General features: G+C 65.3%; 14 protein-coding genes and 1 tRNA gene. 11 read left to right on the top strand and 4 right to left on the bottom strand.

Going from position 1 to position 13,415, the window contains the following annotated elements; genetic code table 11:
* Window positions 1–2: 2 nt before the first annotated feature.
* Genes LZC95_38100 through LZC95_38090 form a run of 3 tightly spaced genes read right to left on the bottom strand, consistent with a single transcriptional unit; the run spans window position 3 to window position 2,296 of the window.
* Window positions 3–647, bottom strand: a complete 645-nt coding sequence (locus tag LZC95_38100) for a hypothetical protein (protein ID WXA92256.1) — start codon at window positions 645–647, stop codon at window positions 3–5.
* Entirely contained in the window at window positions 644–1,207 is a 564-nt protein-coding gene (locus LZC95_38095) for a sigma-70 family RNA polymerase sigma factor (GenBank protein WXA92255.1), read from the bottom strand. Before LZC95_38095 ends, LZC95_38100 begins: the two co-directional genes overlap by 4 nt.
* A 57-nt stretch (window positions 1,208–1,264) precedes the next feature.
* Window positions 1,265–2,296, bottom strand: a complete 1,032-nt coding sequence (locus LZC95_38090) for a hypothetical protein (GenBank protein ID WXA92254.1) — start codon at window positions 2,294–2,296, stop codon at window positions 1,265–1,267.
* Between LZC95_38090 and LZC95_38085 the strand changes: the two genes are divergently transcribed.
* From LZC95_38085 to LZC95_38035, 11 genes are all read left to right on the top strand, one after another.
* Window positions 2,295–2,930: a hypothetical protein gene (locus LZC95_38085; protein ID WXA92253.1), complete on the top strand. Its 636-nt coding sequence runs from the start codon at window positions 2,295–2,297 to the stop codon at window positions 2,928–2,930. The genes LZC95_38090 and LZC95_38085 overlap by 2 nt on opposite strands.
* Before the next feature lie 137 nt (window positions 2,931–3,067).
* Window positions 3,068–5,473, top strand: coding sequence for a (Fe-S)-binding protein (locus LZC95_38080; GenBank protein WXA92252.1), 2,406 nt, complete (start codon window positions 3,068–3,070; stop codon window positions 5,471–5,473).
* Between the two features lie 2 nt (window positions 5,474–5,475).
* Window positions 5,476–5,664, top strand: coding sequence for a DNA gyrase inhibitor YacG (yacG, locus tag LZC95_38075; GenBank protein WXA92251.1), 189 nt, complete (start codon window positions 5,476–5,478; stop codon window positions 5,662–5,664).
* On the top strand, window positions 5,661–6,407 hold the full coding sequence (locus tag LZC95_38070; GenBank protein WXA92250.1) for a hypothetical protein: 747 nt from the start codon (window positions 5,661–5,663) through the stop codon (window positions 6,405–6,407). Before yacG ends, LZC95_38070 begins: the two co-directional genes overlap by 4 nt.
* A gap of 3 nt (window positions 6,408–6,410) precedes the next feature.
* Entirely contained in the window at window positions 6,411–7,112 is a 702-nt protein-coding gene (locus tag LZC95_38065; GenBank protein WXA92249.1) for a methylthioribulose 1-phosphate dehydratase, read from the top strand.
* A 24-nt stretch (window positions 7,113–7,136) separates the two neighbouring features.
* The gene (locus tag LZC95_38060; GenBank protein WXA92248.1) at window positions 7,137–7,685 is read left to right on the top strand and encodes an acireductone dioxygenase; all 549 of its coding nucleotides are present in this window, start codon (window positions 7,137–7,139) and stop codon (window positions 7,683–7,685) included.
* Window positions 7,686–7,688: 3 nt separating this feature from the next.
* A complete protein-coding gene (gene mtnC, locus LZC95_38055; GenBank protein ID WXA92247.1) occupies window positions 7,689–8,363 on the top strand; it encodes an acireductone synthase in 675 nt (224 codons plus the stop codon).
* A gap of 12 nt (window positions 8,364–8,375) precedes the next feature.
* Entirely contained in the window at window positions 8,376–9,563 is a 1,188-nt protein-coding gene (locus tag LZC95_38050) for a PrsW family intramembrane metalloprotease (GenBank protein ID WXA92246.1), read from the top strand.
* A gap of 81 nt (window positions 9,564–9,644) precedes the next feature.
* Window positions 9,645–9,917: a 30S ribosomal protein S20 gene (gene rpsT / locus LZC95_38045; protein WXA92245.1), complete on the top strand. Its 273-nt coding sequence runs from the start codon at window positions 9,645–9,647 to the stop codon at window positions 9,915–9,917.
* A 62-nt stretch (window positions 9,918–9,979) separates the two neighbouring features.
* Window positions 9,980–11,395, top strand: a complete 1,416-nt coding sequence (locus LZC95_38040; GenBank protein WXA92244.1) for a serine/threonine protein kinase — start codon at window positions 9,980–9,982, stop codon at window positions 11,393–11,395.
* Window positions 11,396–11,456: 61 nt separating this feature from the next.
* A tRNA-Glu gene (locus LZC95_38035) sits at window positions 11,457–11,529 on the top strand.
* Between the two features lie 1,022 nt (window positions 11,530–12,551).
* On the opposite strand, the gene LZC95_38030 is transcribed toward LZC95_38035, so the two are convergent.
* The gene (locus LZC95_38030) at window positions 12,552–13,001 is read right to left on the bottom strand and encodes a hypothetical protein (protein ID WXA92243.1); all 450 of its coding nucleotides are present in this window, start codon (window positions 12,999–13,001) and stop codon (window positions 12,552–12,554) included.
* Between the last annotated feature and the right edge of the window lie 414 nt (window positions 13,002–13,415).

Below are 13,415 nucleotides of genomic sequence, written 5' to 3'. Positions count from 1 at the left end.
CGTCAGGGTTGAAGGGAGCGCACGCGACGCGCGTACGCGCTCTTCGGGTGCGCTTCGAGGAAGGCACGCGCGAGGCTTTCCGCGCGCGCACGATCGCCTGCGGCGTGCAGTGCCTCGATGCGGAGCACCGTTGCTTCTTCGCGGAAGGTGGTCTGCGGAAAACGGTGCTCGAGGTCGTCGAGTGTCGCAAGCGCCCTCGCCGGGGCGTGGGCTGCAATCGATGCGCGTGCGGCGTCGAGGAGGGCCATCTCTTCGAGCAGGGAGGAACGTCGTTCGGTTTTGGGGGGCGCTTTCCTTGCGGGATCTGATTTTTTTGGAGGGTCTTCTTTGGGAGGAGGATTTGAAGCGTCTTCTTTGAAGGGAAGATTTGAAGGAGCAGGAATTACTTCTTCGATGGGATCTTCTTGGATAGAAGGGATTTTTTCGGGGGAGAGGGCAATGGAAAGGGCGATGCTCGCGGTACCGAGGGTGGCGAGGGAGAGCCATTTGAGGAGGCCGAGGCCGGAAGGGGCGAGGCCCAGGGCGGCTTTGGCGCGGGCGCGCGCGCCCTTTTGGGGAGTGTCCAGGCGGACCGATGCCAGCAGCGCGAGCGCCAAGCGGTCGCGGGTTTCGTCCTTCAAGCGACGCGGATCGTTCGGGTGGCTCATGGTTCGGTCCCTGCCTGCAATGCTTTGACGCTCGATTCGAAGAACTCGCGCGCGCGTCGCAAACGCGAGGCGACGGTGCCCGGAGGGATCTCCAGAGATGCAGCGATTTGGGCCATGGTGAGCTCTTCGAACTCGTACAGAACGAACACCGTGCGCAGATCCATCGGCATCGACGCCAGAACATCGTCGAGCAACGCGCGGGCACGGCGCACCTCGAGAAGCTGCTCGGCATCGTACTCCGGCGACGCATGCTCGTCGGCCGCGGTGGCCGAAGGAACCTCGCGCGAGCGCGATGCGCGCTTGCGCAAATCCGAAGCAACACGGACCGCCGTGCCATAGAGGTACGCGCGCTCGGAGCCTTCCGTCACGGCCTCGAGCCGGTTCGCAAACACGATGAACACCTGCTGGGCCGCGTCCTCCACCTGGGACTCGGGCACCCCGAAGCGGCGCAAAGCCCGCCACACCGCGTCGTAGTGCTCGTCCATGCATGCGCGCAGACGCTCACGCGCGCGCGGCGACGGAGGGGTCAAAGGAAGGTCGAGGTCCGAGACCATGCTCATGGGAAGGCGATGCCGCCCCGTTAATGGACGGACCGGGCCGTTTTGATCACGGACGCATCACCATTCGAGCCCCAGCGCGAGGCTCGCCTCGGCCCCCAGCACGGCCGCGCGGTGAATCGTGATGTTCGGCTGGAAAAAGAAGCGATCTCGCGTCAATGGAAGCATCGCCGCGGCCCCCGCCTCGACGAACAGGCGCTGCCCCGGCACGAGCCATCGAACCCGCGCCGAAGGCCCGACGGCGACCCAAGGCCGCACCTCCGACGTGGCCCGCGCGATCTTCTGCCCTTCCGCGCGCAGCGCGCCTATTTCCAGCTTTGCGCAAGGAAACAGCGACACGGAACCGAGTCGCACGCGCAGCGCGCAGCCCTCCAGGCCCGCGGTCCATCGCGCAAAGTGCGCCTCGGCGGCGTCGATCGCCTCGCGCGCACCGGTGAGGTACGCGATGGTCGTGCGCAGGCTCGGCTCGAAGGTCAGCGGCGCGGTCCACGTGGCCGCGAGCCCCGCGCCCCAGAGCGCGTCCGGCGCCACACCCGTGGCGACCACGCCCTCCATCGCGAGCGCAGCCCGGAAGCGCCGGACCACCTTGGGCGCCGGGGGCACCGGACGGGCGGCCGGCGGCGGGGAGGGGGGCCTGGGGGCATTCGCGATTCGCGATTCGCGATTCGCGAATGGCGAATGCGCGGGACCCCCCTCCGGTGCGGGCCCAAGCGACACGGTCGGGTCCACCGCAATGGCCACGGCCAGCGCCAGCGCCGCCCCCACCTCGCCGCAATTCTCGCCCGCCACGGTGCGCACCGCCTCCGCGCCGTCGGTGTCGCGGATGGAAAGCCGCCCGCGCGTCTCGGCCCGCGTCACGCGTATGTCCACCGTGAAGCGCCGAAACGCCTCGGCGCCGCGCGGAGCACGAAGCCGCGTCGTGCGCTGCCGCACCTCCTCGAGAAACGCCGCCTCCGTGGGGCATGTACGCGGGGCGCGGTACACGAGAACCACCGGCTCGCTTTCCTCTTGGGCCCGCGCCAAAGGCGCGACGGTCGACACGGTGAAAACGGCGAACGCGAGCCAGGCGAATATGCGAAAAGAAGACCGCATGAGAAGGAAGACGACGCACAGGTGTAAGCGGCCTCTGCGAACCGCGCAATCGATCGCGTTGCTCGTCGCAGCCTTCATCGCGTGCGGAGCTTGTGGACCCAGCGCGCGCTCCACGAAGTCCGGCGCGGACTTGAAACCCCGTTCCATCGTCGCTCCGCCCGGCGTCTCCCTCGTCAGCGCCTGCACCCCCACGGGCCCGGAAATCTGCTTCAACGCCATCGACGACAACTGCAACGGCATCCTCGAAGAGGGATGCGGCCTCGGCACGGGCCTGCTGCAATTCATCGTGGCGTGGGGTGACAGCCCCGCCGACATCGACTTGAGCGTCACCGATCCCTCGGGCAGCAGCGTCACCGAATCGAACCGCACCAGCGCCAGCGGCTTGCACCTCGACCGCGACTGCCCCGGCACGGGCAACCAGAGCTGCTATTCGCAAAACGTCGAGAACGTCTATTTCGAAGGCATGGAGCCCCCACGCGGCGCCTACGTCGTGAAGATCAAGCTCACCGACATCCACGGCGCCCCCGCGCCCGTCAAGGCACGCCTGGGCGCCCGCATCGGCAGCCGCTCTTACGGCGTGGATCTCGAGGTTTCCCCCACCGACGACCAGAAGTCCTTCACCTTCAGCCTGTAGCCATCTTCCCGGCCCCTGCCGAGCCATCTTCCCGCCCCCCGCCGAGCAATCTTCCCGCCCCCGGCGCCAATTTGGAGTAGACTGAATGGCGATTCAGTTAACCCTTGCGGAGGTCGGTCGTTTTGAGTGCGTTGGCGATGACAGTGTTGCTGGTGGTGGCGTTCGGAGCATTCGCCATCGCGGCCGGGCGCAGGTGGCTTCTACTTCGAACCGGGCGTTCTGCGGACCGCTTCGATCGCCTGGGCGATCGGGTGAAGGCGGTGTGGCGGTACGCCTTCGTTCAAGAGAAGATGGATTATTACCAGCCCGCTGGCATCGCCCACAAGCTGATCTTCATCGGCTTCGTGGTCCTGCTGCTGCGCACCTTGATCCTCTGGGGTCGCGGCTTCAGCCCCTCGTGGAACCTGTTGGTGCTGGCGCCGTGGATGCCGCTCGGCAAGGTCTACGAGTTCATGAAGGACACCGTGGGCCTCATGGTCATCACGGGCGTCTGCATCTTCTTCTACTACCGCGTGATCCGCCCGATGAAGCGGACCACCTTGAGCACGGAAGGCCTGGTCATCCTCGGGATCATCTTCACGATGATGGTCGCCGACATGGTTTACGACGGTGCCGCGTTCGTGCTCGCCGAGCGTGACACCTCGCTTTGCGGCATCACCGGGCACGAGCTCGTCTCGGCCGACCAGTGCAAGGCTATCGCCACCATCGTCGCGCCGTACGGGGACGAGGGCCACGTCGGCTGGTCGCCGTTCCCTTCGCCGGCGGGCACCTTCTTCGCGATGCTTTTCCAGGGGCTTTCGCCCACCTTGCTCATCGTGCTCGCGCACGCGGGCTTCTGGATCCACTCGGCGCTCGTTCTTCTCTTTTTGAACCTGCTGCCGCACTCGAAGCACTTCCACGTCATCACGGCGATCCCGAACGTCTTCTTCCGCGATCTCGCGCCGGCGGGCCGCCTTCCTCTGATCTCGGCGACGTTGCCGACCCCCGCGCCCGCGGCCGACGCTCCCTCGACGGAAGGGGCGGCAGAAGGTGCGACCGAGGCTGCACCGCCCGAGAAAAAGCCCTATTCCGAGACGCTCATGGAACTCGTGGGCGCCGCCGGCGAGTCCGAGGATCCCACCGCGCTTCCCATCGGCGTGGGACGCATCGAGCACTTCTCGTGGAAGGCGATTCTCGACTTCTACACCTGCACCGAGTGCGGCCGCTGCTCCGACAACTGCCCCGCGCACCGCACGGGCAAGGTCCTGAGCCCGAAGCACCTGACCCTCGATCTGCGCAATCATCTGTATTCGCGCGAGAAAGAGTTCATTCACCAGAAAAAGGAAAACTCTTCTCCCGAGCCGAAGAAGGAGGATGCATCTTCGCAGCCGAACGCCGAAGGCGCTGCCGAGGCGACGAAGACGGCGAACGGAGTCCAGGCGATCGACCTCGTGTCGAACATCATCCACCCCGACGTGCTCTGGGGCTGCACCACCTGCCGCGCCTGCGAAGAGCAGTGCCCGGTGATGATCTCGTACGTCGACAAGATCGTCGATATGCGGCGCAACCTCGTGCTCGTCAAAGGCGAGTTCCCGCACGAACTCCAGAAGCCGTTCCAGGGCATGGAGGTGAACGGCAACCCGTGGAACCTCTCGCGCATGGATCGCGCAGGCTGGGCGGAAGGCCTGGAAATTCCCACGTTCGCGGAGCGGCCGAACACACCGGTGCTCTTCTGGGTCGGCTGCGCGGCGAGCTACGACGACCGCGCGAAGAAGATTGCGCGCGCGACGGCGCGGCTGTTGAAGAAGGCCGGGGTCGACTTCGCGATTCTCGCCGAGGAGGAGAACTGCACGGGCGATCCGGCGCGGCGTGCGGGCAACGAGTTCCTCTTTGCGATGCTCGCAGAGACGAACGCCGCGGTGCTCAACGGCTACAAGGAGCAGGGCGGCATCCGGCAGATCGTGACGACGTGCCCGCACTGCTTCAACACGTTGAAGAACGAGTACCCGGACTTCGACGCCAAGTTCGAAGTCGTTCACCACACCGACTACCTGCTCGGGCTCTTGGCGCAGAAGAAGCTCGACCCGCAGAATCCCGTGACGGGGCGCGTCGTGTACCACGACAGCTGCTACCTCGGTCGCTACAACGGCATCTTCGACTCGCCGCGGGACATCCTTCGCGCCATTCCTGGGGTCGAGCTGGTCGAGGCGGAATATTGGACCCGGCAGCGCGGTCTTTGCTGCGGAGCCGGTGGCGCGCAAATGTTCATGGAGGAGCAGAATCAAAACCGCGTGAACGTGAAGCGCACCTTGCAGCTGGTGGATGCGGTGAAACAAGGCACCGTGGCCAGCGCGTGCCCGTTCTGCATGACCATGCTCACCGACGGCCTCAAGAGCCAGAACCTCGAAGAGCGCTATACGACCATGGACGTGGCCGAGCTTCTCGACCGAAGCTGCGAGGAAACGGCCATTGCCTTGCCGCCGACCGAGCTTCCCGCGGTCGACTTGTCCATCGCGTCCAACGTCGATGGAGAGGTCAACGCGCCGCCGCCCCCGGGTGAGTGACCATGCGTTGCCCCATCTGCAACAAGACGCTGACCGAGGCGATGCGTGAATCGCGGCCGTTTTGCTCGCCGCGGTGCAAGCAAGTCGACCTCGGGAAATGGTTGAACGGGGAGTACGTCATCCCCGGCACCGAGCAGGAAAGCTCCGACGCCGGCGAAGTGCCCCAACAGCCCAAGGACGAGAAATCATGAAGAACACGGCGGCGTTCCTCGCTGGCCTCATCAGCCTCGCCGCCGCCGGTTCCTCTCACGCGCAAGGTCTCGCACCTCCCGCCCCGTTGCCGCCGACGCAGGCTCCCCCTCCGTCTTCCTACCCTTCGAATTCCTATCCAACCTCTTCTTCCTACGGAAATTCCTATTCTTCTTATGACGCAAAGGAGAAAGACAGCGGCCGCGGCCTGGAGTTCTTCTACGCGAACGTGAGCGCCGGGGCCGGCCTCGTCGGCCTCACCACCTTCAACTCGTCCGACCTCGCCCTCGATCGCACGAGCGCCGTCGGCCCCGTGTTCGACGTGGGCCTCGGCCTGCGCCTGCTCATTCTCACGATTGGACCGCGCCTTCGCTACACGGCGCTGAGCCCGTACGACCTTTGGCAGATCAACGCCGAAATCGCATTTCACATCCCCATCGGCCGATGGGATCCGTACATCGGCCTCTACGGCGGATACAGCTTCCTCGGCGCCTTGAGCCAAGACGCCATCGGCACCCGCGCGAACTCCAACGACGTGCACGTGCGCGGCTTCGACGCAGGGCTCCAACTCGGCCTCGATTATTACTTCACGCCACACCTCTCGTTCGGCGGCGAGTTCTCCTCCGAGTTTCTCGCCATGTGGCGCCCCTCCGTCGACGGATCGACCGACGCGGAATACGGGAAAAGCGGTGGGTCTGCGGGCTTCGGTGGACGCCTCCTACTTCACGGGGGTATCCATTTTTAGGCCATGAGCACCTCCACGCCCTCCAACCAAGGATCGAAGGCCCCCGCCGCCAACCTCGAAGCCGCCGCGGCCGCGCTGGTCGCCGTCGGGCGCGACTTCTACGGTCGCGGTTGGGCGCTCGCCACCGGCGGCAACTTCTCGACGCGCGTGGGCGAGGGATCCATGATGATCACGGCCTCGGGACGCGAAAAAGGCGCGCTCACGCCGCAGGACATGGTCGTTCTCGATCTGGACGGCCATCCACTCCCGCCCCACTCGGCAGGCTCCAATGGCAGCCGGGCGCGTCCCAGCGCCGAGGCGAAATTGCACGCCCGGCTTTACACGCGCATCCCGGAAATCGGCGCCGTGTTGCACGTGCACTCGCCGTGCGCCACCGTTCTCTCGCGGCTCGATGCGGCCCAGGGCGTGCTCGAGATTAGCGGCTACGAAATGCTGAAAGCGCTTTCGGACGTGCGCACGCACGAACACAAGGAGCGCGTGCCGATCTTCCACAATTCGCAAAACATGGACGACCTCGCCCGCGAGGTCGACGCGTGGATGGACGCGTTCGGGACGGAGTCGATCCACGGTTACCTCGTGGCGGGACACGGCCTATATGCGTGGGGGCGTCATATGGACGAGGCCCGGCGTCATGTCGAAGCCTTCGAGTTTCTCTTCGATTGCACCCTTCGTTATCGCGCCTGTCAGCCCATCGCAGTTGCCTGAGGGCGCTGCGAGGAGGAATGCCCCATGAGCCGTTTGCGCGTTTACCGAGACGATACCCGCCCCGACGTTTTCGACGAGTATTCCACCTTCGAAACCATCCGCGATGCGGCAGCGGAGGCCAAGATTCGCTTCGAACGCTGGGACGCATCGCGCGTTCTTGCACCGGACGCTTCCCAGGACGAGGTCCTCGCGGCCTATGCCGATTCCATTCGCAAATTGGAACGCGAGTGCGGATTTGGCACGGCCGACGTCGTTTCGGTGAATCCAGGCACGCCGAACCACGCTGAAATGCGCAAGAAGTTCCTCGACGAGCACACCCACTCCGAGGACGAGGCGCGATTTTTCGTCGAGGGCTCGGGGCTCTTTTGCATCCATTACGAGCACGCCGTTTACGCGCTCGAGTGCACCAAGGGTGACCTCATCAACGTCGTCGCGGGCACGCGCCACTGGTTCGACATGGGGCCCGTGCCGCGCTTCACCGCGATCCGCCTTTTCACCGACCCCAAAGGCTGGGTGGCCAACTTCACCGGTTCCGACGTGGCGGGCCGCTTTCCGCGTTACACAAGGGTTTAGGCGATGGGATCGGCGCCGGAGGTGGTGCTTCTCGATATCGAGGGAACGACGACGGACATTTCCTTCGTCCACGACGTTCTGTTCCCACTCTCGCGCCGTGCCTTGCCCGAGTACATCGCGGAGCATTGGAACGACGACGAGGTGCGCGACGCTCGCGAAGCGACGGGTGCGAGCGATATCGGGGGCCTCATCGAACATCTGACGGCGTGGATCGATGCCGATCGCAAAGAGCCCACGCTCAAGGCGATTCAAGGGAAAATCTGGCGCGGTGCATTCGAATCCGGCCAGGTGAAGAGCCATGTGTACCCCGATGTGCCGGTGGCCTTTCAGCGATGGAAGGCGCGGGGGATCCGCATCGCGATTTTTAGCTCGGGTTCGATCGAGGCGCAGGAGCTCCTGTTTCGCCATTCGGAGCAGGGCGATCTCACGGGGTTTCTCAGCGGCTACTTCGATCCGACCACGGCGGGGCCCAAACGCGAGGTGCGCGCGTACGAGGCCATTTTGCGCGCGCTGGGCACGCGACAGGTGGCGTTTCTCTCCGATGTGACCGCCGAACTGGATGCGGCGCGCACGGCGGGGCTTTCCACGTGGCAGCTCCTGAGGCCGGGGGTCGCGGACGATGCGGGGAGCACGCACCCCAAGGTTTCGACCTTCGCCCCCGACGAACTCGGGTTCTGAAGGGAAGGGGCGATGGTCTTCTCGTTCCTGAGGTGGTTCCTTCCCGCGGTGTTGCCGGCGGTGCTCCTGGTGTTCGGCGTCTACCACACCGACGAGGAGAAGGAGCCCATCTGGCTCGTGAGCCTCGTGTTCTTCTTGGGCGCGCTCTTTGGTGGCGTGGCCTTTTACATCGAGGCGAGGGCGGCTGCGTGGACGGGGCTGGACATCCGCGCCTCCGTGTCGGGCGAGGCGGGTGCGCTCCTCTTCTTGTTCGCTGTGGTGGCGCCCGTGCGCGAGGCGGCCAAGGTCTCCGCGACGTGGGCGGCGTTTCGAACGCGCCACTTCGACGAGCCGTACGACGGCTTGGTTTACGCGAGCGCGGCGGCGCTGGGGTTCGCGGCCGTGGAGAATGCGCTGCTTCTGCGCGCGCACGCCTCGGGCGGCATCTGGCTCGCGCGTGCGGCGCTCGCGCTGCCGGCGCACCTCTTTTTCGCGTGCGCGTGGGGCTATGCGCTGGGTCGCTCGCGGCAGCTGAAGACACCGGGCACGCTCTTTCCGGTGACGTGGGTGGGGTCGGTGGCGGCGCACGGGCTGTACATCCATTTCGTGTACGGCCGCGGGCCGGGCGCCCTCATTGCGACCGTGCCGCTGCTGATCGGCATGGCCGGCGTCGCGTGGATCGGCGCGCGTGACCTGCGCAAGCGCAGCAACGAGGGACCGGTGTCGTCGGCGCCTGGCTCGGGGCCGCGCATCTCGTTCATGCCGCTGGAAGCGCTGTCGCAGCCGCCGAGCCTTCGCGCGGTGCGGGAGGCGCTGCGGCGGAGCGAGCAACCGGTGAAATACCGGTGGATCGCTTACGGGGCGCTGGTGACCTTGGGGGCCATGCTGGTGGGGCTCGTGCTGTCAATCCTGTTCGGCAATTGGGCCAACGTGGATTTCTCGCTGGTCGACGAGCACACCGTGTCCACCACGGCTCCGGTGGCGCTGCTGGGGGCAGGGCTTTTGGGGGCATTTCCCGTGAGCGGGTACCTCGTGGCCCGGGCCTCGAATGCGCGCACCCTGCTCGAGCCCGCTTTGGCGACGGCCCTCGCCCTTTTGGCGACATTGCTCGTGCTCGGCTTTGCTGCACCGATGGCCCTGGTGTTCGCGCTGGCCTTTTCGCCGATCGCCTGGGGTCTAGCGTGCGCGGGCGCTTGGGTGGGGCGTGGCGCCAAGGCTTGACAAGGGCCGGTCTTTCAATAGAGTGCGCCTCCCGCAGAACTTCGTTCTGCTCCATTTTCCCGGTTTCTCGAAGGAATCATCGTGGCCAATCATCCCTCCGCAGAAAAGCGCAATCGCCAGCGCATCAAGCGCACGAACCGTAACCGTTCCGTGAAGAGCGCCGTGCGCACCCTCGTGAAGCGTGTCCGCACCGAGGTCACCGCGAAGAACCAGGAAGGGGCAAAGTCGGCCCTCGCCCTTGCGATCCAAGCGATCGACAAGGCCGCTGGCAAGCGCGTCTTTCACTTCAAGGCAGCATCGCGCACCGTCGCGCGTCTCTCCGCCGCCGTCCACAAGCTCACGACCGGCGCCTGAGCCGTCTCGAGCAGGGAAGGCTGGGGGTGGGGAAGCCGCCGAATCGGTGGTAAAACCGCGTCGTGCAAGGCATTTCCCTCCAACAGCGGGAAGATGAGCTTCGCAGGCTCGTCGGCCAGGTGGTCGACGAGCGCTACCGCATCATCGAGCTTCTCGGCGCCGGAGGCATCGGCGCCGTCTACGAAGCCGAGCATCTTGGCTTAGGGCGCAGGGTTGCGCTCAAATTCATCGACCGCGAGTACGCGCAGGTCGAGTCGGTCGCGAGCCGTTTCACGCGCGAAGCGCGCGCGGTGGGGCGCATTCGCAGCGATCACATCGTATCCGTTCACGACACCGGTTCGTGCGACGGCCGTCCCTATCTGGTGATGGAGCTGCTGCGCGGCGAGGACCTGGGTTGCCGCCTGCGCCGGCTCGGCAAGCTGTCGATTGGGGAGACCTTGCAGATTGCCGCGCAGACGCTGCGCGGGCTTGCCGACGCGCACGACGCGGGCATCGTCCACCGCGATCTGAAGCCGGACAATGTCTTCTTGCTGTCGCGCGGGCCGGTGGTCGCGGCGCGCAGTTTCGTGAAGATCGTCGACTTTGGCATGTCGAAGATGGAGTGCACCGATCACCGTGTGAGCTTCATCACGCGTGCCGGCACCGTCATCGGGACGCCTTTGTACATGTCGCCGGAGCAGGCGCAGGCCGTGGCCGACGTGGATGGCCGGGCCGATCTGTACAGCCTCGGGGCGATGATGTTCGAGTGCATTTCGGGCCGTCCGCCGCACGTGGGGGAGGGCTACGAGCAGATCATCATGTCGATCTGCATGAACGACGCGCCGGACTTGCGGTCGGTGGAGCCGAGTGTCTCGGCCGAGGTGGCGCGCCTGGTGGAGCGAGCTTTGCGCCGCGACCGCTCGCGGCGTTTCGTGTCGGCGCGGCAGATGCTCGTGGCGGTGACCACGCTGTGCGAATACGGCGCGGGCGCGGACGTCGCGGATGTCGCGGACGCGGCGGATGTTGCGGGTGTCGCGGACGCGGCGGAGGTCGCGGACGTCGCGGAGGAGCAGGTGGCGGCGAAGACGCTTCTCGCGGGTGGTGCGGCCGAGCCTTTGCGGGCGGTGCGGGCTCGCGTGGAGGCCGCCGTGCGCGCGGAGGCGGCGCGCGTGCAGGCGGCGCGCGTGCAGGCGGCGGTGCGCCCGGAGGCGGTGGGGCCCCCCACGCCCGCGCAGGACCTTCCGGTACACACCGTACCGTTAGCCGCGGCGCCGTCCCCAGCGCACCCCGAGTCGCCATCGTCCCCAGCGCCGCCCCCGACGCGGAGGTCTCTCATCGTCGTTGCCGGCACCCTCGCCGCGATAACGGGCGCCACCATCACGATGTGGGCCCTTCCCAAGCTTCTCACCCCCGCCACGCACGGCGAGGCGCCTCCCGTCTCCACTGCCGACGCAGCGGTGCCGAGCCCGGTCATCCTCCCCGAGGAGCCGAATCCGTAGCCCACCTCCACTTCGACTTTGACACCGCGACCGGTACCGCGTAGGTTCCCGGCGCCTAAGAGTCCCCATCGTCTAGAGGCCCAGGACCGCGGCTTTTCACGTCGCTAACGGGGGTTCGAATCCCCCTGGGGACGCCCAGAGATCCCCGACTTCCTACCTGGGGGAAGTCGGGCAGGCCGCTCGAGCCGGTGCCTAACCGAGAGCGCGTCGACGAACTGGTGGCCTGGCATACCGACCAGGCTCGCCGGGCATCGGGCGCGTTCTCTGCTTGGGCGGGCGCGACCCTGCGGGATAAGTGCCCCCCGTCCCCCGCACCTCTCGATAATGCGCATCTCGCGTCGCCGGGCGTTTCGCGCTCTTCGCGTCACGCGACCGGACGTTCGTACACGTCCGAGCCACTCGTTCGAAATGCTCCCGGGCGTGCCTATTGAAGCCCTGATGAACGTTCCTCGCCACGCGAAGCGCCGAGGAGTTGATGTGACCTGATCACGAGAAACTCCTTGAGCGGGTCATCCTCGCTGTAGCAATCCCGGAGATGTGATTCTCGATCCGTTTGTGGCCGTGGCACTGCCGTTGCTGTCGCTCATCGATTGAAACGTGCGTGGATCGGAATTGATATCATCCATCTCGCTATCAAACTGAAAGAGCATGCTCGGCTTCAAGTGGTTACGACCGAGAGTCTGCTCAACGGCAAGGGGATTGATTACCCACCGACAGAACACGTCAATGTCACTTATGATAAGGCACCCCTAGCCAAGGCAGCGCGAGCCGAACAGATGTCTCTGTTCCAACGCAGGCCGACAGTGGCCAAGACGAGTTCGAAGCCACCCGCGAGGGCAAAGAAGAAGCCGACCGCAAAAGCGTAGTCTCCGTGTCCAACGTAAAAATGCTGGAACTCGAAATTCGTTCGTCTGCGGATACATCGCCGTCTTTGAGCAGTTCATGTCGCCGGATGGTTCGGATATTGACCGCGACGGCCAGTCGGCCTATCCCCAGCTCGTTTCGACCCAGGTAGCCACCACCAAGTGAGCATTGCCGATTCACGATGGATGACGGGCGTTCTGTTTCAATTGTATTCGTATACGAATCGGAAACGGCGTGTTTGAAGTGCGGCGTTAGCAATTGTCCACCAGGCGCAGTCATGACGTTTATGCATTTAGAAGGGCGGCTCCTCGACAATCGGTCCTAGTTTGGCCAGGAGCGCTCCATTTTCAGCAATGATGAATTCTTCACCGTTCGAGGCGCGCGCCACGAGCTTGCGCAAAAGCCTCATTGCTTCGTCGATGCTCTCGATTACGGTTCCCCTCGCTGATGCATCCGTGGCCATGTCGTTGCTGTCATCGGCCGCATACCACTCTTCGTAGCTTTCTTCCGGAATGTCCTCACGAGGTGGGGCCGAACTGGGCGCGCGGGAAGCGCGATTGCGCAAGCTCGTGCGCAATCGTTCGACGTAAATGGGATCGAGCGCGACGCCCAGCAGCAAAAGCTCCTTCAGGGCACACCCGAGATCAACCCCGAACCACTTGGCGTAGCCGCGTACGAGATTCTTTCCGTTGAAGGTCGGGAGCCAGTGACGAGCTGCCTCCAGGCGTGCTGGGCGTCTCATTCGTTTACGCCTCGGAGAGAGAGCACCTTTTGCCGTCATGCAACCGTATCATGGCACATCCGCGCACCGAAGCGGCGGGCGGTGATGAGCGTTCGTTCGGCCTCGCCGTTCAATTTGACGAGGATCGAGCGACCATGACATCCGCGGCTTCGGTCATGACTCGGTGAAGCACATCGAGCATCCGCTTCTCAGGCCGATCCGCTTCGAACACTCGCGGCTCGCCGTCGATGGCAGACCGGACCTCAGCTTGGCCGTCAACAACCCCGTGACTCCGGCGGATGCCAAGCGAACTGCGGTGCCGTTGCGCACGCGAAATTCGCGCCACGCCACGACGTCGTTGAGCGCGCCACAAGCGCCCGGCGCCGTACGCCGCTGCATCCTTTTTCATTGATTGGCAGCATGCGGCGGCGCGCG

The organism is Sorangiineae bacterium MSr12523 (genome assembly GCA_037157775.1).
GTDB classification, from domain to species: domain Bacteria; phylum Myxococcota_A; class Polyangia; order Polyangiales; family Polyangiaceae; genus Pendulispora; species Pendulispora brunnea.
This window is presented reverse-complemented; position numbering and strand designations above follow the sequence as displayed.

Excerpts from the sequence above, each read along its gene's own strand:
- LZC95_38100 (WXA92256.1), bottom strand. The coding sequence starts at position 647 with ATGAGCCACCCGAACGATCCGCGTCGCTTGAAGGACGAAACCCGCGAC.
- LZC95_38095 (WXA92255.1), bottom strand. The coding sequence starts at position 1,207 with ATGAGCATGGTCTCGGACCTCGACCTTCCTTTGACCCCTCCGTCGCCG.
- LZC95_38085 (WXA92253.1), top strand. The coding sequence starts at position 2,295 with ATGAGAAGGAAGACGACGCACAGGTGTAAGCGGCCTCTGCGAACCGCG.
- LZC95_38090 (WXA92254.1), bottom strand. The coding sequence starts at position 2,296 with ATGCGGTCTTCTTTTCGCATATTCGCCTGGCTCGCGTTCGCCGTTTTC.
- LZC95_38080 (WXA92252.1), top strand. The coding sequence starts at position 3,068 with ATGACAGTGTTGCTGGTGGTGGCGTTCGGAGCATTCGCCATCGCGGCC.
- yacG (WXA92251.1), top strand. The coding sequence starts at position 5,476 with ATGCGTTGCCCCATCTGCAACAAGACGCTGACCGAGGCGATGCGTGAA.
- LZC95_38070 (WXA92250.1), top strand. The coding sequence starts at position 5,661 with ATGAAGAACACGGCGGCGTTCCTCGCTGGCCTCATCAGCCTCGCCGCC.
- LZC95_38065 (WXA92249.1), top strand. The coding sequence starts at position 6,411 with ATGAGCACCTCCACGCCCTCCAACCAAGGATCGAAGGCCCCCGCCGCC.
- LZC95_38060 (WXA92248.1), top strand. The coding sequence starts at position 7,137 with ATGAGCCGTTTGCGCGTTTACCGAGACGATACCCGCCCCGACGTTTTC.
- mtnC (WXA92247.1), top strand. The coding sequence starts at position 7,689 with ATGGGATCGGCGCCGGAGGTGGTGCTTCTCGATATCGAGGGAACGACG.
- LZC95_38050 (WXA92246.1), top strand. The coding sequence starts at position 8,376 with ATGGTCTTCTCGTTCCTGAGGTGGTTCCTTCCCGCGGTGTTGCCGGCG.
- LZC95_38030 (WXA92243.1), bottom strand. The coding sequence starts at position 13,001 with ATGAGACGCCCAGCACGCCTGGAGGCAGCTCGTCACTGGCTCCCGACC.